This is a genomic window from uncultured Granulicatella sp. (assembly GCF_963528315.1).
GTDB lineage: Bacteria > Bacillota > Bacilli > Lactobacillales > Aerococcaceae > Granulicatella.
In genome coordinates this window covers 1-21,592 of record NZ_CAURVV010000007.1, presented here as the reverse complement: position 1 = coordinate 21,592, position 21,592 = coordinate 1, and the positions used below count along the sequence as shown (strand labels likewise).

The following is a 21,592-nucleotide window of genomic DNA, read 5'->3' as shown; positions in this document are numbered from 1 at the left end:
CAAGATATTTTGTAACTTTTTCGATATATTTTTTTACGATTATTTATGATCTCTAAAATAACAAACTTTTAGATCAATAAAACGTTGTAAATCCCTTAACAACTGGAATAATGTTGCACGGTATTCAAATTCATCTCTCGTTTTTGGTAAGTCTAAGTTTCTAAATTCATCAATATAATCTTGAATCTCATCCATTAAAGAGACACCTGTATTCGTTAGATGTAATTGTTCTCCTGTTGAATGAAACATTTCTGCTAATAAATCAGCTTCTCTAGCAGGACAATGGAAATCATTTAAATTTTTTGCCATAACTTCCAATAATTGTAATTGTTCTGCACGCATTTCAAAATAGCACAAGTCTTTATTAAATTGACTAAATAATTGATTTTCACTCTCGATATATAATAATTTTTGCGCTTCTGTTAAGGTTGCTTTCGCTTCTGAAATTAATTTTGCATCATTAGTACCGTTGCCTTCTCTTAAAAATGAAGCCATTAAGCACAAAATCTCACGAAGTTTTGCTTCAATTTCTTCTCGTTTCTTTTCAATCTCTTGTTGGTAACTCGGCATATACCAGTTTACTAAAATCGCTACTCCAGCTCCGATAAATAAAATTAATGCTTCATTAAGTAATAAACTTGGAGTAATCTCCTTACTTAACCAAACATGAATGGCTAATACCGAACTTGGGGCAATTCCTACTTCTACTTTAAACAAGAACGCTAATGGAATGAAAATTAATAAGTACACTCCAAAACTAACGGTCGAATGTCCGAGTAGCAAAAATACGCACACTGCTATTGTTAAAGCTAAGGACATAGAAATAATTCTTTTCCAAGCTATTACAATCGAAGACTTTCTTGTATCTACTACACTCAATATCGCAATAATAGAAGCAACGGAAGCAGAAGATAATCCTATTGCTTGCGCAACTACTAAAGCTCCAAATGCCGCTAATACCATTTTAATTCCTTTTAATACCATTTATTTTCCCCTTTCTAACTGTAACAATTTTTCTTTTCTATGAACTCCACCCGCATATCCAGTTAATGCTCCATTTTTCCCTAGTACTCGATGGCAGGGAATGAGAATGCTAATTGGATTTTTTCCAACGGCTTGTCCAACTGCTTGAGCAGAAAAAGTTTCGACTCCTTTTTCTTTTGCGATTCTATGCGCAATTTCTCCATAAGTCATCGTTTCGCCATAAGGAATTTCTTGCAATATTTGCCAAACTCTTTGCTGAAAGCTTGTACCTTTTGGCTGTAACGGAATCGTTATCGAAGTTTGTTTTCCAGAAAAATAACTTTCTAACCAACTTTCAACTTGCCTAAAAATCGGCAAATCATTTTTTATCTCAAGATTACTAATTTCCTTAGCATCATTGACTTGCCCTACAAACCATAATCCTGTTAAAGACTCGCCGTCACTTCTTAAACGAACTTCTCCTAGAGGCGAATGCAATCTACTTTCAAACACTTCTCAACCTCCCATCTCTCAGAATAAAATTAGTATACTCCATTTACTTACAAAAAAAGAAGTGGTATGTTTGTATCAATAATATTTTTAAGGAGTTCTTATGATTTTACACCAAGCTTATTTACACATCTTCGATAAAAATAGCGGAAACTTACTGTTATCCCAAAAAGAATTACCTTTATCGAATCCCTATATTACAGAATATTTTACAAAAATAATTGAAAAAACATTAAAAAGCGATCCCCGTCATGGCGTCTTACCTCCAGAAGAACCACTTCTTGGATTTTTAGCAGATGACAGCATTCCTTTTATTGAAAAAACACAACAACTAGCTCATAAATTATATGAAATCATCGCACCAGCAGAAGATATTCCTGCTGCTGATTATGTATTCGCATCAGGCATTAATGATCAAGGCGGAAACTTCTTTGCGATTTTACGTTTAGACTATAGCTCTAAATATACACATTATTTAGATTATGAAGATGATCAAGTATTAAATACAGTGCTGCAAAATCATGCGATTTTACCAAATCCTTCTCAAAAATTATCTGAAGCATTCATTGTCGATACAAGTAATGGACAGTATCAATTAATCGAACGAAAATATATTGTAGAAGGCAAAAAAATCCCGTATTTCTCAGAGCAATTTTTAGAAATTATACCTCCAACAAGTACGCAGGAACAAATCAAAGAAATTAAAAAGACCGTCACTCATGTTGCTAAAAAATATGATGAAGAAAACTATTTGGCTCTTGCAACGACACAACAAGCCATCTTAACACAATTAGAAGAAAGTGATGAGATTGATGCAGGAATTATTTTCGATACAGTCTTCAAAGACAAACCACTCGCAAAAGAAGCAGCTTACCAAGCCATTGCGACTGAAAAAATTCCAGAAAAGATTCCAGTTACAAATGTGCCAAAATATGAAAAGAAATACAGCAAACAGAAATTTAAACTCGATAATGGGATTGAAATTACAATTCCAAGCGACATTTACGAAAACAAAGAAATGGTGGAATTTATCAACAATCCAGATGGATCCATTTCTGTATTAATTAAAAATATCGACTCCATCATGAATCGATTCAATGCATAAAAAAGCGAAATGAAGTTCTGCTTCATTTCGCTTTTTTCTTAGTTAAATAATGGTTGCCAATTAAAATCTTGATAGTCAATTATATCATTCTGATTCAATCCTACATCTTCCAACTCAAATTCTAATCGTTCAAATTCCTTTTTAGCAATAAGTTCTCGCTTGGAATCTTTCGTTAGTTGATAAACAAAAATGGACCCATTCCCTGTTCCAGATGAAAAACCTACTTCTGAAAGTTTTCCTTCTGGATATACATTAAATCCTTGTCTAGCTCCTCCCGAACCTGTAAATCCTTGTACAGCAAGTTTAGGTGTTATCCCATCCTCTAAATAATATACCGCATGCATATAATATTGAGGATCATCACTTTTCCCTTTGCGAGCTAGTAATAATTCATTAATTCCATCTTCATTTAAATCTCGAAAATCAATATAAAATTCATTTGGATTTTTATTCATCGATTCTTGAATGACAGGTGCCAGTTCAAGCGGAGACGTTAAAAGTTGCATCCCCTTTTCTCTAATCGTTTCAAAATAATCTAACACATCACGATAAAGCTCTTTATCACTTGGCTTCGAAACAGTCGTAGTGCTTTCTGTAGTAGCTTCAGCTGTTTGCGTTGTCGCTGAAGAACGATTTGATGAAAAGTTTGTAGGCGAAGAGTTTGCTCCACAAGCTGCTAACAATGTAATAAAACTTCCAACCATTACAATAAGCTTTTTATTCATAAAATTCTCCTTATAATGGTTTCTTCAACGGAATACCAGGTTTTCTAGGATATTTATTTGGCGTTTCTTTTGTTTTTAAGATAGTGACGACATGACGATTTCCACCTTCATATGGTAAATCAAAGGACACATCGCCTTCCACTTTTCCACCTAAAATGGCAATCGCTTTTTTTGCTTCTTCTAACTCCACTTCTGTATAAGCAGCTTTCAATGCTAAAAAGTATCCTTGTTTCTTCACTAATGGCATACAAAATTCGCTCAATACACTTAATTTTGCTACCGCCCTAGCTGTTACGACATCATAAGATGCTCTGAAATTTTTATTTTGTCCAAAAGTTTCTGCACGATCATGGAAGCATTGCACATCTGTTAGTCCTAACGTTTCCACTAAAGTATTTAAAAATGTAATTCGTTTATTGAGCGAATCCACAATTGTCACTTTTAAATCAGGAAATACAATTTTTAATGGAATACTTGGAAATCCTGCTCCAGCTCCGACATCACACAATGTTTGATTCGATAACTCATGATGAAATCCTAACGCTAAAGAATCATAGAAATGTTTCAAATACACTCCTTCTTCATCAGTAATTGCCGTTAAATTCATCTTCTCATTCCATTCCACCAATAATTGAAAATATTGATGAAATTGTTCTTTTTGTACCTCTGTTAACGTAATGCCATGAACTTCTTGGAGTCTTTGATAAAATTCTTCTGGTTTCATACAATCCTCCTATTCTTGAACTTTCGCAATTTTTCCTTGTTCGATATACACCATTAAAATCGATACATCGGCAGGATTTACCCCACTAATACGACTTGCTTGCGCAATCGTTTCTGGTTGAATTAATTTCAAACGCTGACGAGCTTCTGTCGCAAGTCCATTAATGGCATCATAATCAATATTCGATGGAATACGTTTTGCTTCCATACGTTTTAATTTTTCTACTTTTTCAATCGCTTTGGCAATATAACCTTCATATTTTACAGAAATTTCTACTTGTTCTTTTACTTCACGAGAAACAGCTACCTCTTCTTCTGCAAAGCCAATTAAATCATCATAAGATAACTCTGGACGTTTTAATAAATCACTTAATAAAATACCGTCTTTTAATTCTGCGGATTCTTTTTCAGCTAAGAATGCTTGCAATTGTTCAGTCGGTTTCAAACGGATTGATTGGATACGTTTAATTTCTGCTTGAATAGCTGCTTGTTTTTCTTGGAATGCTGCATAACGTTCATCTGAAATTAAGCCTAGTTCACGACCTTTCTCTGTTAAACGTAAATCTGCATTGTCATGACGTAATAATAAACGATATTCCGCACGAGAAGTTAATAAACGGTACGGTTCTGTCGTTCCTTTTGTAACTAAATCATCTACTAATACTCCAATATACGCATCACTACGACCTAAAATAAATGGTTCTTCACCACAGATTTTACGAACAGCATTAATCCCAGCATAAAGACCTTGACCGGCGGCTTCTTCATATCCACTTGTTCCGTTCATTTGTCCAGCTGTAAATAAATTCTCAACAATTTTTGTTTCAAATGTATTTTTTAATTGGTGAGGAATCACTACATCATACTCAATGGCATAACCAGTTCTCATCATTTCAGCTTTTTCCAAACCTTCTACCGTATGAATCATTTGAATTTGAACATCTTCTGGTAGAGAAGTCGATAAGCCTTGAATATAAACTTCTTCCGTATTTTCCCCTTCTGGTTCTAGGAAAATTTGGTGACGAGGTTTGTCGCTAAAACGAACGATTTTATCTTCAATAGATGGACAATAACGAGCTCCTACCCCTTCAACAATTCCTGTAAACATTGGGGCACGATGCAAGTTCTCACGAATTTTTTCATGAGTTCCTTCATTTGTATACGTCAACCAACATGGAATTTGATCATAACGGTAGTCTTCATCTTTAGAAGTGAAACTAAATAAGTTTGGTGTTTCATCTCCCGGTTGGATTTCTGTTTTGCTATAGTCAATTGAAGAACTCTTCACTCTTGGAGGAGTTCCTGTTTTAAAACGAGCTAATTCAAATCCTAATTCTAATAAGTTCTCTGATAATTTAATCGAAGGTTGAGAATTATTAGCCCCAGAAGAATATTTCAATTCTCCAATAATAATTTGTCCACGAGAAGATGTTCCAGCTGTTAAAACAACTGCTTTTGAACGGTAAATCGCCCCTGTATGAGATACAACCCCTTTACAAACACCGTCTTCTACAATTAAACGTTCCGCAATTCCTTGTTTTAAATCAAGATTTTCTTGTTGTTCAATTGTTTTTTTCATTTCTTGCGCATATAAATGTTTATCTGCTTGCGCACGTAACGCACGTACTGCAGGGCCTTTCCCTGTATTTAACATACGCATTTGAATATATGTTTTATCAATATTTCTACCCATTTCTCCGCCTAGCGCATCAATTTCACGCACAACGACTCCTTTTGCAGGGCCTCCAACAGACGGATTACAAGGCATAAATGCCACCATTTCTAAATTCATTGTTAATAATAATGTTTTAGCACCCATACGAGCACTTGCTAGTGCAGCTTCACTTCCGGCGTGACCCGCACCGACTACGATAACATCATAGTTACCAGCTTCATAAGTTGTTACCATACTTCCTCCTACTTTCTATTGTTCATTCGTTGTATAAAATTCTACTTGATGGCGAATGTATTCACCATTTTCATATATAAATTTAGCCGAGAAAAATGGACGATTCTCTAATAGCCAACTCACAAAAATTAAATCACCTTGCCAAGTTGGCTTCGTCAATACTTGATCATAAGGAACCCACTCTAAAGTTCCTTCAGGAGAGTCGATTAATTCCCCGGAAAATTCTGTTACTCGAAACACATACGTGTACCAATCATGGTCGGGAGTAAATTCAGGAAAAGTAATAATCCCTTTTAACGCCATTTGATGAACTTTCAAACCTGTTTCTTCAAAAATCTCACGAATGGCACACTCTTCTGGAGATTCACCCGCTTCAATTTTACCACCTACTCCGATGTATTTACCTTCATGTACATCGTTTGGCTTCTTATTGCGCTTTAGTAATAACAATTCTTTCCCATTATCGATATAGCAAATCGTTGCTAGTTTTGTCATTCGAAACTCCCTTTCTCCAATAGTGGCTTTCTCTTATTTTCCTAAACAGAATTGGCTAAATAATTGAGTTAGAAGTTCATCTTGGACGCTATCTCCTGTGATTTCTCCTAATAAATCCCATGCTCTTGTAAAATCAATTTGAATTAAATCGACCGGCATTTCCATTTCAATCCCATTTTGTACTTCGACTAATGCTTGTTCTGCTTTTTCTAACAAGGCAATATGACGAGTATTTGATAAATAAGTCGCATCTCGTTCATTCATTTGTCCTTGGAAGAAATATCCCGCAATTTTTTCTTCTAATTGATCGATTCCTTCTTTATTCAACATAGAAGTTGTGACAATTTCTTCTTCGTTAGCATAAAGAGCGATATCCTCTTTTGAAAGTTTTGAAGGTAAATCTGTTTTATTAAATAAAATAATTCGCTTCATCCCTTTTGTCGTTTCTAATAAACGAATATCTTCCTCTTGTAATGTTTCGCTTTGGTTTAATAATAATAATACAAAATCTGCTTCTTTTAATGCTTTACGACTACGTTCTACCCCGATTTTTTCTACGACATCATCCGTTTCACGAATTCCTGCTGTATCAATTAATTGTAAAGGCACTCCACGGACATTGACATACTCTTCAATCGTATCTCTTGTTGTTCCAGCAATATCTGTTACAATGGCTTTCTCTTCTCTTAATAGCACATTTAGTAAACTAGATTTCCCAACATTCGGGCGTCCTACGATGGCTGTTTTTAACCCATCTCGTAAAATCTTCCCTTGACTAGCTGTATTTAATAAGGCACGAATCCCTTGTAATACTTGTTGAGTTTTTTCTCGTAATAATTGCAAAGTCATTTCTTCTACATCATCATATTCAGGATAGTCAATATTTACTTCCACTTGCGCTAATGTATTTAAAATTTCTTGACGTAAATTTTGAATTAAATGCGATAATTGACCATCTAATTGACGCATCGCTAATTGCATCGATTTATCCGTTTTTGCTCGAATTAAATCCATCACTGCTTCTGCTTGAGATAAATCAATACGTCCATTTAAAAAGGCACGTTTCGTAAATTCTCCAGGCTCCGCTAATCTTGCTCCCATTCGTAACACTAATTGCAACACACGATTAATCGCCACAATTCCTCCATGGCAATTAATTTCCACAATATCTTCTCGTGTAAATGTTTTTGGAGCTCTTAAGACACTTACCATGACTTCATCATAGATTTCCCCAGATTTAGGGTCGACGATATGACCATAATGAATCGTATGAGTTTTTTGTTCTTCTAATTTTTTAGCACCACATTGATAAATCGAACTTGCGATTGAAATCGCCAAATCTCCACTAATTCTGACAATCCCAATAGCTCCTTCACCAGGTGCTGTCGAAATCGCAGCAATCGTATCAAATTCTGTTTGCATACTGATATCCTTTCTTAGCTTCATTGCACAAAAAAAGTGCACACTCCACCCCTTATTGATAAAAGAGTGGCTCGCACTTTGACTGCTTACCTATATTTCAGTGATATTATACAATACTTTTCAAACAAGTGCTAGTAGGAGGAATGCTTAGAAGACTTTTTTCGTATTTTCTCTTTTATGTGCAACACGAATTGCATAAGCATCTAATAATATTCGACTAATAATTTGCAAAGGAAGACGGGAACGTACCTCATACTCAGGAAAATAAGAATCTTCCGATTTAAATCCTACAAAAGTAATATCACTTAATCTTGCAAGAGGACTTGTTCCATTTGCTGTAATAACAATTATAGGGACTTCATTTTTATGACAAACCTTCGCTGCCTCTACTAACTCTTCTGTATGCCCATTTAAAGAAACGATAATAGCTAAATCTTGTTCATTCAATCGGTGACTAATCGTTTTAATAATATTAGGATCTACATATTGCTCACAGGTTCTTTCTAACAAATGAAATTTAATCTCCATTTCACTAGCTATCATTTCACTTAATCCTCTAGAAAATATAAACACTTTTCTTGCACCAAAGATTGCTTGCATAGCATCTTCTATCGTCTTACTATCCAATTGCTCTATCGTTTTCCTTACTTCTTGCTCATTCTTATCAACAACATCTTGAATTTTTTTATCAACAATTTCTAAACTATTAAACGTTGGAAATTCCTTATTAGATAGTTGATATTGCTTTTTCAAATCATACTTAAAACTTGTAAATCCATCATAACCTAACTTTTTCATTGTACGCACTATTGATGCTGTAGAAACATTAGCTTCCTCACTCAACTTAACAATTGATATTGATGGTATTAATTCTAAATGCTCTTCAATATATTTAAGAAGATATTTTTCAGTATTAGTAAGTCCCTGCATATTAAACATGATAACTCTCCCATTCTGTAAAGTTTTACTAATATAAACACCTATTCAGAAAACTTTTACAAAGTTATTTATGTAATAATAAGTATAACAAAAAAACAAAAGGAGGTGAACATATGATTTATACATGTACCATGAATTTAGCTATTGATTTGTATATCAAAACACTCCAAATGAAAGCATCTGAAGTAAATAGAACTGAAGAAGCAGTTTACATGCCTAATGGAAAGGGTGTTAATGTAAGCTTCATACTGAAAGAACTAGGAATTGATAGTGTCGCAACAGGATTCAAAGCAGGGTTTACAGGAGAATTTATTGAAAGTGAACTTCATAAAGCAGGAATCAAAACTGATTTTGTATCAGTAAATGGTATTACACGAATTAATGTTTTTGCTCACGTAGTAGCGAATAATGAAGAATTTAAACTAGTAAATCAAGGCCCTACTGTCACTGAAAAAGAAGAGTTACAATTACTTTCAATTATTGATACTTTATCTTCTGAAGATATGTTATTCGTTTCAGGAAGCCATCCTTCAGGAATATCAAAAAGTACTTACGAAAAAATTGCCAAATCATCTCAACAAAAGGGGTTCAAACTAATACTCGATACTTCTGCAAGTTTTGTACCTGAATTATTAAAATTCCACCCTTATCTAATTAAGCCAAACGACGAAGAACTAGCTAGTTGGTTTGGACTGAAAGATGTATCTTTAGAACAAATTAAAGAATACGGAAATAAATTATTACAGCAAGGCGCACAAAATGTACTAGTTTCATTAGGAGAAAAAGGAGCAATTCTAATTACACCAACAGAAAACATACACGTTAACGCTCCAAAAGGAAATGTTGTAAATACTGCTTGTGCAGGAGATACATTACTTGCTACTTTTATCGGTTGTCAAATCCAAGGGATGTCAAAAGAAGATTCTTTAATTAAAGCTGTTGCTGCTGGAACTTCTACAGCTTTTAGACCTGGATTAACAGATTTTTCAGATGTTCCAATATTGATAAAACAAATCAAACGCTTATACTAATAAGCAATAATAAAGGGGGAAAACAAAATGACAAAATATGATATTATTGCCGCTACTGGTTGTCCAACGGGAATTGCGCACACCTATATGGCTCAAGAAGCACTTGAACAAGCAGCAAAAAAAGTTGGAGTAAACATTAAAGTTGAAACACATGGACAAATTGGGGTAGAAAATGAATTTACAGAAGAAGAAATCGCAAATGCAAAAGTAGTAATTATCGCAGCTGATAAAGATGTACAAGCTCATAGATTTGTTAACAAAAAAATTATTGACGTTTCTGTAGGGCAAGGAATTAAAAATGCAGATGAACTAATTGCTCAAGCATTACGAGGAGAAGGTATTGTGAAATACCCATCTGACGAACCTACTAAAAAAGTTGAATCTACTCAAACAACTACTGGTGGTAGCTCGATTGGACGAGAAATTTATAAACATTTGATGAATGGAGTTTCTCACATGTTACCATTCGTCGTTGGCGGTGGGGTATTGATTGCTGTATCGTTTGCACTATTTGGTATTTATTCTTTTGACCCAAACCATGCAACGTATAATCCTTTTTCTGCTCAATTAAAAGAAATTGGCGGACTAGCAATGGGATTAATGACCCCAATTTTAGCTGCATACATTGCACAAAGTATTGGGAATAGACCTGCACTAGTTAGCGGTTTTGTAGCAGGCCTTATGGCTAGTAACGGCGGTGCTGGATTCTTAGGAGGAATTATCGGTGGATTCTTCGCAGGATATTTAGTTGTACTTTTAGAAAAATTATTTAAAAAATTACCAAAAACACTAGACGGATTAAAAGCTATTTTCCTTTATCCGTTATTAGGAGTATTAATCACTGGACTATTTATGAGTATTATTGTTAGTCCTATGGCAGAAATCAACCAAAACTTAATGGTATTCTTAAAAGGATTCCAAGATTCTAACCCAGTTCTTCTTGGTTTAGTAATTGGCTGTATGTGTGCATTTGATATGGGTGGCCCTGTAAATAAAGCTGCATATGTAACAGGTACAGTACTATTAGCAGAAGGAAACACTGCATTTATGGCTGGTGTTAGTGCAGCTTGTATTGCACCTCCATTAATTACTACTGTAGCAGTTTTATTGTTCAAAGATCGTTTTGATGCAAATGAACGTAATGCTGGTTTAGTGAATTTCATTTTAGGATCTACTCATATTACTGAAGGTGCTATTCCTTTTGTTGCAAAAGACCCTCTACGTGCAATGCCATCAATGATGCTAGGTTCTTCAATTGCCGCTATTTTAACTTATTTATTTGGAGTACAAGTACCTGCACCTCACGGTGGATTTTTAGTACTTCCTGTAGTTACCCATCCATTATTGTGGGTAATATCAATTGCAATAGGAGCAATTGTAGGTGGAGTTGTCTTAGGAGCAACTAGAAAACCTTTATCTAAATAATATACAATCCTATATTTTTATATTATTCTATACTATAAAAATAAAAGTTAGGAGGAATTTTAAATTGATACATCAAAATACAATTTTTTTCAATAGAGAATTAAATTCTCAAGATGAGGTTTTTCATTTCTTGTCAAAAAAATCAATCGAATTGGGTATTGCTACTAATGAAGAATCTGTTTACAAAGGATTTATTGAACGAGAACAGCAAGGTACTACTGGTATGATGGATGGTTTTGCAATCCCTCATACAAAATCAAAGGAAATATTAACACCTAGTATCATTATTGTTCGTTTAGAAAAAGGGTTAGATTGGAATAGCATGGATGGAAACCCTACTTCTTTCATTATTAGTTTATTAATTCCAGATAACGAAGCTGGAACTACTCATTTAAAAATATTAGCATCAATTGCACGTATGCTAATGAAAGCTGATATTAAAGAATCTTTACTTTTAGCAACTTCTGAACAAGAGATTGAAACTATTTTAAATAATTATCTTAAACAATAAATTCCATATAAAAACAGCCAGCACTTTGTCATGCTGGCTGTTTCCTTTTGCAAAATCATTCTTACGCAATATTCTTCTTTCTTGCAGAAATACGATTTCTCTCAATTTCAATAATTTTACTTTGTACTTCTTTTTCTGTCATTTTCTCTGAAGCTACAAACGCATCAGCCACGAGAGAATCTTTTGCATATTTATCAAATTCCACTTCTTTTTTATGAATTAATGCCATAATCGGTTCATCAATACTATCTTTAGTTAGAAGTCTATAAACTAAAACATCTCTCGTTTGCCCCATTCGATACACCCTACTTATAGCTTGTTGTTCAGTAGAAGGTTTCCATTGAGGTTCACATAAAATAACAATATTGGCACTTTGAATATTTAACCCTACTCCACCAGCCTCAATTTGAGCTAACAATACCGTTTGATTACTATCTTGAGAAAATTCATCGATTACTTCTTGTCTTCTAGCAGGGCTAAGATCTCCAGATAGTATGTCACTAGCAGTATTTGGTACAAGTTCTCGTAATCTATACAGAACATCTGTTTTAAAAAATGAAAATACGAGTACTTTCATACCATTCTCTCGTGCCTCTTTACAAATATCTATAATTTGTTTAATTTTTTCAGAGTCTTCTCCTAAGAACGCCATACGTCTTAACTTCATAACACTACATTTTTCGCTAAAGGCTTCTGATTCATATAATTCAATTTGCTTATCCGAAAATTCTGACCATAGATTAACAACTTCCATTTCAGGTAATTCATCCAACACTTCTTCCCTTTTTCTTCTCAAGTAGACATTGGCTAGATCCTTCTTGAAACTTTCTTCATCTGGTCGTTCTATAAACACACTTTCTGGTAAATCAGGATTTAAAATACTCACTAAATGTTGCATCTCTCTTACATTATTTTCCAAAGGAGTTCCCGTCATAAATAATTTATAATTAGCTCTTTGTGCAAGTGCAATCGAATTTCGTCCTCTTATAGTATTAGCATTTTTAACATAGTGAGCTTCATCTAGAATTAATAAATCAATTTGTAATCCCTCTATTTCTTGAACAAAGTAACTAGCTTGTTCATAGTTTGCTAATATGATTCCACCTTCTTGATTCCACTTTATAAAATCTTCCTTTTTATTTTTGTTTGAAGCAGAAAATCGATATACCGGTAATTCTGTCCACTTAAGAATTTCCTTATTCCAATTCTCTAACACACTTAAAGGTAGTAAAATCATACATTTTCTTTGATGTTCTTGGAATAAATGATTCGCTACTGCTAACGCTTGAATCGTTTTACCCAGACCCATCTCATCTCCTAAAAGGATATTTTTTTGATAAAGTAAAAATTTCGCTCCAAATTCTTGATACGGACGCATCGTTACTTTTAATTGATTTTCATTAATTTGAACTTGATTCACTTTTTCAATAATAAATTTAGGTAAATCCGAAGTACTATTATCTAATCCTTTTCCAGTAATTTTTTCTAACAGAGCATAATACGTGGCTGCTTCTTCTTTAAACTCCCGTTCTGCTGCATCAAAAAGTATTTCATCATATTTAAGAGTCGTATAGGTTAATACTTCGTTGAAATTTTGATCGATTTCTAAGATTTCCTCATATAACCATTTTTCTAACTCGCACCATATTGAAAAAGCTTTTTCATCCAACAAAGTATCCGCAACATAACGATTTTCTGCTAAAATCATTAATTTATTATATTCTTCAAACCACTTTGTAAATTGTTCAAAAAGTTCTTTTTCAGCTTCTTCTCTTTGTTTCGAATAATTTTTATAAACAAATAATTCTGTGACTAATTTACGTTGTTCAAAACTCAAATGATTCACACGAATTTTTGGTCGAGTGGACTGTTTCACTTTATCAGCTACGTCATTTAATACTGCTGATAAAAATGAATACTCATCTTCTGTTAAAGTATACTTATCTTTTAATGCCTTTCCATATTTTATCATTGTCGATATTGATTTATAGCCATTTTGAATACTGATTGGAACGACTTTTTGTTCTTTTTGATAATAATCTTCAATGGTCGAAAATGAAAGCATCGATAAATCTTTTTCAAACTGTTGATTAAATAATTCTTCCCAATCTTCAATAATTTGTTTTTCTACGTGTCGTTTGCTATCCAACTCCAATATTTCTTGTTTTTCTTTAGCCTTGTGATGAAATTCTTTCAACACATCGGATTCAACACTATGATTTTTTATATCTTCTTCAAAAAATGAAAATAATCTCTTTGAATCAATCACCAAATCTTTCCAAGGATTGGTTACGCTACTACTTTCTTTGTCTAAATATCCCATTTTAAACAAAAAGTCATCTAACAAACTTTTATTCGTCTCTACTAAATATTTTGCTTCAGATAATTTCGTTTTTATATCTTTATTTTTAAATAACATGAACAAAAACATAGCATCCTGCTCAACTATGAAGGATAATTTTTCTTCTAATACTTTTAATTTATGTAAATTATCACTTTTGTACCTCTTTAACTCATTTAATGAAGATTCAAAAGATACAAATAAATTTCCTAACGATTGATCCTTTTCGTGGAAAATAGAAGGATAAAATTTTTCTTTTTTTACACTGTTTTTTCTTATTAATCCATTATATCTTTCTAACAAATCCAACAACCCAAATGGTAATTGACTTTCCCATTCTTCAAAAAATATTTCCTGTTTATTTTTAATAACAGATTTTATTTTCCCCTCTAAAATTGGTAAAGTCTCTTCTTCTAATTTCTTTATATTCGGTTGAATAATACTTAGTAATTCTTTTGCCTCGTTTTTATTCAATTAGAATTTCCCCTTTTATTCTATTATGATTCTTCCATTAAAATAGATAATTACTTTAAACTATCAAATGATTAAAAACATCATAACACATTCTTCACAAAGTTTCTTTAAATTATTTCATTCTACTGAAAAGAGATTCCTTCGACTTTTTTCGTTTCTTTATTGCTAATATTTGATAAAAAAGGTACAATTTATCTATCTATAACACAGGGGGTTAACAAATGTTAGAACATCCATTCAATCAAGTCGTTGAAAAAATTGCCGTTTCAGATATTCGTCAATTTGATGCAGAAGTTTCTCAAATTCCTGGAATCATCAAATTAACATTAGGTGAACCAAATTTCAACACACCAGAACACATTAAAGAAGCTGCTATTCAAGCAATTCGTGATAATCATTCCCACTATACTCCAAATGCTGGGATTCCTGAATTACGTCAAGCAACTGCAGCATACTATAACAAAAAATTCAATTTAAACTATACTGCAGAACAAGTCATCACTACTATCGGAGCAACTGAAGCGATTAATGCTAGCTTCCAAGCTATTTTAAACCCAGGAGATACAGTTATTGTTCCTACTCCAGTTTTCCCATTATATATGCCAATTACATTGGTGAATCAAGGGAACTTTATTACAGTCGATACTAGTGAAGATGGATTTATTTTAACTCCAGAAAAATTACGTGCTACTATCGAAGCTCATCCAGAAAAAACTTTTAAAGCAGTTGTATTAGTATATCCAAGTAACCCAACAGGGGTAACTTATTCTAAAGAACAATTAGAAGCTTTAAGCGTTGTTTTAAAAGAATATGGATTATGGGCATTATGTGATGAAGTTTACGCAGAATTAACATATAGCGGAACTCACACTTCATTAGCTTCATTCTTACCAGATCAAACAATCGTGATTACAGGTTTATCTAAATCTCACGCAATGACTGGATGGAGAATTGGGTACATTCTTGGACCTGTTCCATTTATTAAAGAAGTTGTTAAAACTCACCAATATATGGTTACTTCTCCAAGTAGCTCAAGCCAATACGGTGCTTTAGCTGCAATGTTACACGGACAAGGTGACTGCGATATTATGAAAGTAGAATACCAACAACGTCGTGACTATCTTGCAAAAGAATTACGTCGCTTAGGATTCGAAGTAGCAAGTCCTGATGGAGCTTTCTATCTATTTGCTAAAATTCCTGCAAAATGCGGAACAGATTCATGGGCATTCGTTCGTGACCTTGCACAAAATGCTAAAGTAGCATTAATCCCTGGGGTTTCATTTGGACCTGGTGGAGAAGGCTACGTTCGTTTCAGCTACGCTGCTTCAATGGAAAACTTAACAGAAGTAGTCGCTCGATTAGAAAAATATTTAGCTTAATACAAAAGGCTGGGATTTACCCCAGCCTTTTTACTTTATATTCATAATCTTACTGCAACTCTTCCACAAGAGTACAAACTGCCTCAAACGCACGTTTTGAAGCTAGTTCAAGAGTTGCCTCAAATGTATCTGGAGCTTCTCCTCCAACATGATCACTTACACCACGAATATTCAACACAGGAATGTCATAGAAATGAGCAACTTGCGCTAATGGCGTTGATTCCATATCACTTGCTACAATATCCGGTAAAAGTTCACGAATATTTTGTACCGTTTCAATCGAGCTCATAAAAGAATCACTTGTTGCAATAAAACCACTATGAATCCCAAATTCTGTAATACGCGCCTGTAAAATGCGAACAACTCTTTCCTTCAATTCACTATCTACGGGATATGATTCTGGCATTTGAGGAACTTGACCCCATGCATAATCAAAACCTGTCGCATCCACATCACTATATCCAAATTTCGTTGAAACAATGACATCTGCGAGCGCAAAATCTTCATTAAAACTCCCCGTAGTTCCCGTATTAATGATTAGTTCCGGTTGAACCTTATCACAAAGCCAAGCTGCTGTAGCAGCAGCATTCGCTTTTCCAATACCGGATTGAACAAGATAGAGATTCTCATGAACTTCAAGAATTCGAATCAGACCTTTTGAAAACACTTCTTTTCTTGGTGCGTAGTGTTCTTCAAATGGATGAAGCTCTTCTTTCATCGCAGCAACAATCGCTATTTTCATCGATTATTTACCCCACACTTCAGAAATAGGTTTCTTCACTTCTACTTTGGTTCCTTGGAATTTATCTGAAATGAATTTTTGAACATCTGCATCATGATATAAATCTACTAATTTCTTATAATCATCATTAGATTCATTTCCACTCTTCACAACAATCACATTAATACTTGTAATAGTAGATTCATCTGCCTTTTCATAGAATAAAGCATCTTTCAATACATTTAATCCACCTTCAAGGGCAATAGTATTTCCGATAGCAATTAAATCTGCATCATCTAACACACGAATACTTGTAGTATCATCAATTAATAAAAATTCAAAATTTTTCTTATTTTCTACAATATCACTTGGCGTTCCTGTACCCTCTTTGAAATCTGCTGGCAACTTAATTAAACCAGCTGTTTCTAACAAACGTAGTGCACGTGTTGTATTATAAGGATTATCTGGAATTGCAATTTTAGCGCCATTTGGCAGGTCATTTAATGATTTTACTTTTTTCGAATAAAGTCCCATTGGTTCGATATAAGTTGTTCCAATTGGTGTTAGTTTAGAACTATTGGATTCATTAAATCCTTGTAAATATCCAATCGATTGAAAGGCATTTGCATCTACGGAACCTTCAGCAACTGCTTGGTTTAATGGTACACCCCCATTTAATTCTTCGACTTCAATTTTTAATCCTGCTTTTTTCGCTTGATCTGATTCTGCAATATGTCTCCAAATATCCGCATCAGACCCCACAGAAGCAACTTTCACTGTTTTCAATTCTGATTTTGAATTTGAAGTGGTTGAGTTTGATGTAGTTTGATTACTGCAAGCAGCTAATGCTACAACTGCAGAAAGTGCAAATAAAGATTTTGTAATAGTTTTTAAGTTCATAAGGAAATCCCCCCGTCAATATATTTACTAATTATTAAATAAATGCCATTAAATTACTTTACGTTCAAATGGATCAATACTGATTCCTTGCTCTAGTACTTGTTTAGCATATTCTTTTGCTCCAAATAAAGAGTGATCACGATAATTTCCACATTGAACAGCAGATATACCTTGAATATCTTCAAATTGAATTTTTTCAACAATTTGCTCTAAAGTTGATTTTAAAGCACGAGCAATATCTTCTGCGGAACGTTCTTCCCAGAGAATTAAGTGGAATCCTGTACGACAACCAAATGGTGAAATATCGATAATCCCATCGATACGATCACGGAGTAAATCTGCCAACAAGTGTTCAAATGTATGGATCACTCCGGTCGGCATTTCTTGTTTATTTGGTTGTAAAAAGCGAATATCAAAATTCGAAATGACATCTCCTTTTTTTCCGTATTCGTTTGAAATTAATCTCACGTAAGGTGCAATCACCTTATTGTGATCTAATGTAAAGCTTTCTACTTCAGCCATATTGAATTCCCCCTGTCATGATGAAAAAAGAATCATACTTTCAATAGAAAGCATTGCTTTCATTCTTTTCAAATCATTTTAATTAAGTTATATCGAAATGATACAAAAGAACTCTTGAAATATCAACGAAAAAACGACTTTTCTCTTATACTAAATAAATATAGTTTGTTATTCATTTTTGTTATACCTGCTGTAAATCTATATAAACAAGCTATATTAGTTACTTGTGAATGATACTGAACATAAAAAATGGTTTTCCTCTTACCTTACCGGCACTTATTTATTCACCCTCCTTTAAGTAAACGAAAAAAAGCCTGGGACAAATCCCAGGCTATTCTCTCTATTATCCTAAAGTTTGCACTTTGACACCATCCGGTGTTCCAATTAAAACTGTTTCTGTCATATTTGTAAATAATCCTTGTTCCACTACTCCTGTTAGAGCTTTTAATTCTGCTCCGAATGTCACAGGATCTTTAATTGGGAATACATCTAAGTCAATAATATAATTTTGACTATCTGTTAAATAACGTTCTCCGTTTTCTAATACTCGGAATTTTGGACGATAGCCTTTTGCTTCGAATTTTTTGAATAATTGTTCTGAACCATAAGGAATCACTTCTACCGGAAGTGGGAAGCGTCCTAAATAATCTACCATTTTAGATTCATCGACAATCCAAATAATACGTTTTGATTGTTCTGCAACAATTTTTTCAAATAGTAAGGCGCCACCGCCTCCTTTAATTCCTGAAAAATCAGGAGCAATTTCATCTGCTCCATCAACTGTTACATCAATGAAATCTACTTCGTCTACACTCTTCAATGGAATTCCTAACTTTTCAGCTTGTTCTTTTGTACGTTTTGAAGTTGTTACACCAATAATGTCTAAACCTTCTTCTTTTACACGTCTACCAATTTCTTCTACAAAATAATAAGCTGTAGAACCTGTTCCTAGACCTACTGTCATACCTGATTCAATATAAGTTGCGGCCTGTTTGCCGACCATCTCTTTCATGTTCACACGCATACCCTCCAATATGATTCAACTATTTCTATTATAGCATAAATTCTTTTACTCGTTTCAAATCTTCTTGTAATTGTTCATAGATTTGTCGCATTTCTTCAGCAGATAAACTCAATTCCACTTCAACCGTTTTCGTTTGTTGCTTCTCCTCTTCTTCTTGATAAAGAAAGACTTCTTCTTCATCCAATTGAGCCAAGTCAATTCCAATCACTTGAGAAGCCGTTGTTAAAATATTTTCCGGAGCAACAACCCATGTCATAACATACTCATCTTCTATTTTTTCTAATAACACAGCTAATCTGGATTGTTCAAATTCTGAAGAATACTCTTCTCCTTTTTCTAATAAGTTCTTCATCGCCTCCAGACTTTCTTCCAATTGTGCTACAGATAATAAGTCGATTATTTCTTGATAAGCTTGTTCTTGATGAGAAACTTGTAAGAAAACATCTGTTTGAATATTGTGAGTTTGAGGATGGATAGATAAAAATTTTAATTCAAATATAAAATCTCCTTCTGAAACCTTCATGCGATCACCTCTTTCTTTGTTTTATTGCCATATCTATAGTACAAGTTTCTCTTTCATGTTTCAATCATTTCAAAGAAAAAAGGCTGGAGTTTCTCCAACCTTTTAACGTAATATTTCAATGACATCTTTATTCGCAGCTGATTTAGCAGGAAAGACACTAAATACAATTCCAATAAAGACAGATACTCCAACTGTTAATGCGACTGCTGTCCAGTCAGTGTAAATTTTAAAGGGTAGAAAATTCGAAATGAGCATCGCAATTAACACTCCTGTGACATATCCGATAATTCCACCGATAGAAGTAATCATAATTCCTTCTAATAAAAATTGTAATTGAATCGAACCTTTAGTAGCACCCATTGCACGACGAATCCCAATTTCTTTTGTCCGTTCAGATACTGAAATATACATCATATTCATCACGCCTACACCCGCAATGAATAAAGAAATTCCGGCTACTGCTGAAACGAAATATGTTAATCCATCTAAGACTTTCCCAATAATATCCATTTGAGCCGCTACATCAATAAAAGTATATTTTCCAGAAGTATGTTTTGAGCCTACTTCATTCAAATGAGTTTCTATTTTTTTAGCGACATCTTTTGCGACATAGCCTGGTTTAATAAATACTTTTAGCCCATTCACATTTTCTTCTTTTTTATGATAATGTTGATGAGTAGTAGCTGGAATATGTACAGCTTTATAAGGATCGGCACCAGTAAATATAGCTTGCAATGCATCTACTTTACTCGTTGGCTTGACTCCTTTAATATAGTACACTTCTCCATCAATCGTTACCCCATTCCCTAGCGCTTGCTTGGCACTAGAAAATAACAATTCTGCTAAATTTTCATCGATAATCGCTACTTTTTTATTCGCATCAATATCTACTTGGGAAATATTTTCTCCAACCGTCAAAGATTCTTTTGTTGCAGATTTTTCTAATCCAAGTACAACATGTTCTGTCGTTTTCTTTGTTGGGATCGAAATTCCAAAAATATAATTTTGTTCTTTTGTTTCAGGGATTTCAGTTCCAGAAACTCCCTCAATACTTTCCACACCTATACGGTCTTGTTTCGAAAAAGCTTTTTCTACTTTTCGAACGGATTGTGGATTATCGGGTTGATAAAAAAATTGTACGCTAACTTTTCCATTATCTTCTCCAGCTAATCCTGAAATAGCCATTTTTTGGAATCCTTTCCCAAGGCTCATAATTGTAATAACAGCTGCAATTCCGATAATAATTCCTAACATGGTTAAAATCGTACGACGAGCATTTCCTTTTAAAGAATGCAGAGCGGATCCTAATAACACACTAAATTTCATATGGAATCCCCTCCTTTTGTTCATGAATCACACCATCGATTACATGAATGACACGAGAACAATACTTCGTCAAAGTCGGATCATGCGTTACCATTACAATCGTTACTCCATCTTCACGATTTAAACGATATAAAATGTCCATAATACTTGCAGATGTTTTACTATCTAATGCTCCTGTTGGTTCGTCAGCAATGATGAATTTTGGACTATTCACTAATGCACGGGCAATTGCCACTCTTTGTTTTTGACCACCAGAAAGATGGCGAGGATATTTTTCTAATTTATCTCCTAAACCTACTTTTTCTAGTGCTTGTTTTACTTTTGTATGAGTTTGGCGTGGTGTTAATCCACGATATAATAAAGGTAGACGAACATTCTCTTCCACGGTTGCTTGTTCAATTAAATTAAAATCTTGAAAAACAAATCCAACAGTAGAATTACGAACTTTGGAAATTTGATTATCACTCAAATTAGAAACAGATTCATCATTGAAACAATATTTTCCTTCATATTTCGAATCTAGGAATCCTAATATATTAATGAGGGTCGATTTCCCAGAACCAGAAGGGCCCATTATTCCAACAAATTCTCCTTGAGTAATACGAACCGTTACATCATTTAATA

Annotated in this window: 21 protein-coding genes; 5 read left to right on the top strand and 16 right to left on the bottom strand. The window is 33.8% G+C overall.

Going from position 1 to position 21,592, the window contains the following annotated elements:
* Positions 1 to 39: 39 nt before the first annotated feature.
* Positions 40 to 984 (bottom strand): aromatic acid exporter family protein, encoded by a 945-nt coding sequence (locus RYK07_RS02925; protein WP_314852348.1) that lies wholly within the window; start codon positions 982 to 984, stop codon positions 40 to 42.
* A complete protein-coding gene (locus RYK07_RS02920) occupies positions 985 to 1,476 on the bottom strand; it encodes a methylated-DNA--[protein]-cysteine S-methyltransferase (RefSeq protein ID WP_314852347.1) in 492 nt (163 codons plus the stop codon).
* A gap of 100 nt (positions 1,477 to 1,576) precedes the next feature.
* Here RYK07_RS02920 and RYK07_RS02915 point away from each other — a divergent pair, with 100 nt between their 5' ends.
* On the top strand, positions 1,577 to 2,578 hold the full coding sequence (locus RYK07_RS02915; RefSeq protein ID WP_314852345.1) for a nucleoid-associated protein: 1,002 nt from the start codon (positions 1,577 to 1,579) through the stop codon (positions 2,576 to 2,578).
* A 38-nt stretch (positions 2,579 to 2,616) separates the two neighbouring features.
* Here RYK07_RS02915 and RYK07_RS02910 read toward each other — a convergent pair whose 3' ends face one another.
* From RYK07_RS02910 to RYK07_RS02885, 6 genes are all read right to left on the bottom strand, one after another.
* Positions 2,617 to 3,303, bottom strand: a complete 687-nt coding sequence (locus RYK07_RS02910) for a hypothetical protein (protein ID WP_314852344.1) — start codon at positions 3,301 to 3,303, stop codon at positions 2,617 to 2,619.
* Between the two features lie 10 nt (positions 3,304 to 3,313).
* Positions 3,314 to 4,027, bottom strand: a complete 714-nt coding sequence (gene rsmG, locus RYK07_RS02905) for a 16S rRNA (guanine(527)-N(7))-methyltransferase RsmG (protein WP_314852343.1) — start codon at positions 4,025 to 4,027, stop codon at positions 3,314 to 3,316.
* Positions 4,028 to 4,036: 9 nt separating this feature from the next.
* Positions 4,037 to 5,935, bottom strand: a complete 1,899-nt coding sequence (gene mnmG, locus RYK07_RS02900; protein WP_314852341.1) for a tRNA uridine-5-carboxymethylaminomethyl(34) synthesis enzyme MnmG — start codon at positions 5,933 to 5,935, stop codon at positions 4,037 to 4,039.
* 15 nt (positions 5,936 to 5,950) lie between these two features.
* Positions 5,951 to 6,430, bottom strand: coding sequence for an 8-oxo-dGTP diphosphatase (locus tag RYK07_RS02895; RefSeq protein WP_314852340.1), 480 nt, complete (start codon positions 6,428 to 6,430; stop codon positions 5,951 to 5,953).
* Positions 6,431 to 6,463: 33 nt separating this feature from the next.
* On the bottom strand, positions 6,464 to 7,852 hold the full coding sequence (gene mnmE / locus RYK07_RS02890; protein WP_314852379.1) for a tRNA uridine-5-carboxymethylaminomethyl(34) synthesis GTPase MnmE: 1,389 nt from the start codon (positions 7,850 to 7,852) through the stop codon (positions 6,464 to 6,466).
* Positions 7,853 to 7,999: 147 nt separating this feature from the next.
* A complete protein-coding gene (locus RYK07_RS02885; RefSeq protein ID WP_314852339.1) occupies positions 8,000 to 8,791 on the bottom strand; it encodes a MurR/RpiR family transcriptional regulator in 792 nt (263 codons plus the stop codon).
* Positions 8,792 to 8,904: 113 nt separating this feature from the next.
* Here RYK07_RS02885 and pfkB point away from each other — a divergent pair, with 113 nt between their 5' ends.
* The 3 genes from pfkB (at position 8,905) to RYK07_RS02870 (ending at position 11,758) form a co-directional block, all read left to right on the top strand.
* Positions 8,905 to 9,822, top strand: a complete 918-nt coding sequence (pfkB, locus tag RYK07_RS02880; protein ID WP_314852338.1) for a 1-phosphofructokinase — start codon at positions 8,905 to 8,907, stop codon at positions 9,820 to 9,822.
* A 27-nt stretch (positions 9,823 to 9,849) separates the two neighbouring features.
* On the top strand, positions 9,850 to 11,247 hold the full coding sequence (locus RYK07_RS02875; RefSeq protein ID WP_314852336.1) for a PTS fructose transporter subunit IIBC: 1,398 nt from the start codon (positions 9,850 to 9,852) through the stop codon (positions 11,245 to 11,247).
* 64 nt (positions 11,248 to 11,311) lie between these two features.
* A complete protein-coding gene (locus RYK07_RS02870) occupies positions 11,312 to 11,758 on the top strand; it encodes a fructose PTS transporter subunit IIA (RefSeq protein ID WP_314852335.1) in 447 nt (148 codons plus the stop codon).
* A 61-nt stretch (positions 11,759 to 11,819) separates the two neighbouring features.
* On the opposite strand, the gene RYK07_RS02865 is transcribed toward RYK07_RS02870, so the two are convergent.
* On the bottom strand, positions 11,820 to 14,573 hold the full coding sequence (locus tag RYK07_RS02865; RefSeq protein ID WP_314852333.1) for a DEAD/DEAH box helicase: 2,754 nt from the start codon (positions 14,571 to 14,573) through the stop codon (positions 11,820 to 11,822).
* 221 nt (positions 14,574 to 14,794) lie between these two features.
* On the opposite strand from RYK07_RS02865, the gene RYK07_RS02860 reads away from it, so the two are divergent.
* Entirely contained in the window at positions 14,795 to 15,952 is a 1,158-nt protein-coding gene (locus RYK07_RS02860) for an aminotransferase class I/II-fold pyridoxal phosphate-dependent enzyme (protein WP_314852332.1), read from the top strand.
* A gap of 49 nt (positions 15,953 to 16,001) precedes the next feature.
* On the opposite strand, the gene RYK07_RS02855 is transcribed toward RYK07_RS02860, so the two are convergent.
* From RYK07_RS02855 to RYK07_RS02825, 7 genes are all read right to left on the bottom strand, one after another.
* Positions 16,002 to 16,694 (bottom strand): 5'-methylthioadenosine/adenosylhomocysteine nucleosidase, encoded by a 693-nt coding sequence (locus RYK07_RS02855; RefSeq protein ID WP_314852331.1) that lies wholly within the window; start codon positions 16,692 to 16,694, stop codon positions 16,002 to 16,004.
* Positions 16,695 to 16,697: 3 nt separating this feature from the next.
* Complete coding sequence (locus tag RYK07_RS02850; protein ID WP_314255820.1) at positions 16,698 to 17,573, bottom strand: MetQ/NlpA family ABC transporter substrate-binding protein; 876 nt, start codon at positions 17,571 to 17,573, stop codon at positions 16,698 to 16,700.
* Between the two features lie 48 nt (positions 17,574 to 17,621).
* Positions 17,622 to 18,095, bottom strand: a complete 474-nt coding sequence (locus RYK07_RS02845) for an S-ribosylhomocysteine lyase (protein ID WP_006703230.1) — start codon at positions 18,093 to 18,095, stop codon at positions 17,622 to 17,624.
* Between the two features lie 343 nt (positions 18,096 to 18,438).
* The gene (gene rpiA / locus RYK07_RS02840) at positions 18,439 to 19,119 is read right to left on the bottom strand and encodes a ribose-5-phosphate isomerase RpiA (protein WP_006703229.1); all 681 of its coding nucleotides are present in this window, start codon (positions 19,117 to 19,119) and stop codon (positions 18,439 to 18,441) included.
* A gap of 28 nt (positions 19,120 to 19,147) precedes the next feature.
* The gene (locus RYK07_RS02835; RefSeq protein ID WP_314852328.1) at positions 19,148 to 19,642 is read right to left on the bottom strand and encodes a hypothetical protein; all 495 of its coding nucleotides are present in this window, start codon (positions 19,640 to 19,642) and stop codon (positions 19,148 to 19,150) included.
* 102 nt (positions 19,643 to 19,744) lie between these two features.
* A complete protein-coding gene (locus RYK07_RS02830) occupies positions 19,745 to 20,968 on the bottom strand; it encodes an ABC transporter permease (RefSeq protein WP_314852327.1) in 1,224 nt (407 codons plus the stop codon).
* Positions 20,958 to 21,592: ABC transporter ATP-binding protein (locus tag RYK07_RS02825; RefSeq protein ID WP_314852325.1), on the bottom strand; the 635-nt coding region annotated here is incomplete at its 5' end. The genes RYK07_RS02825 and RYK07_RS02830, both read right to left, overlap by 11 nt.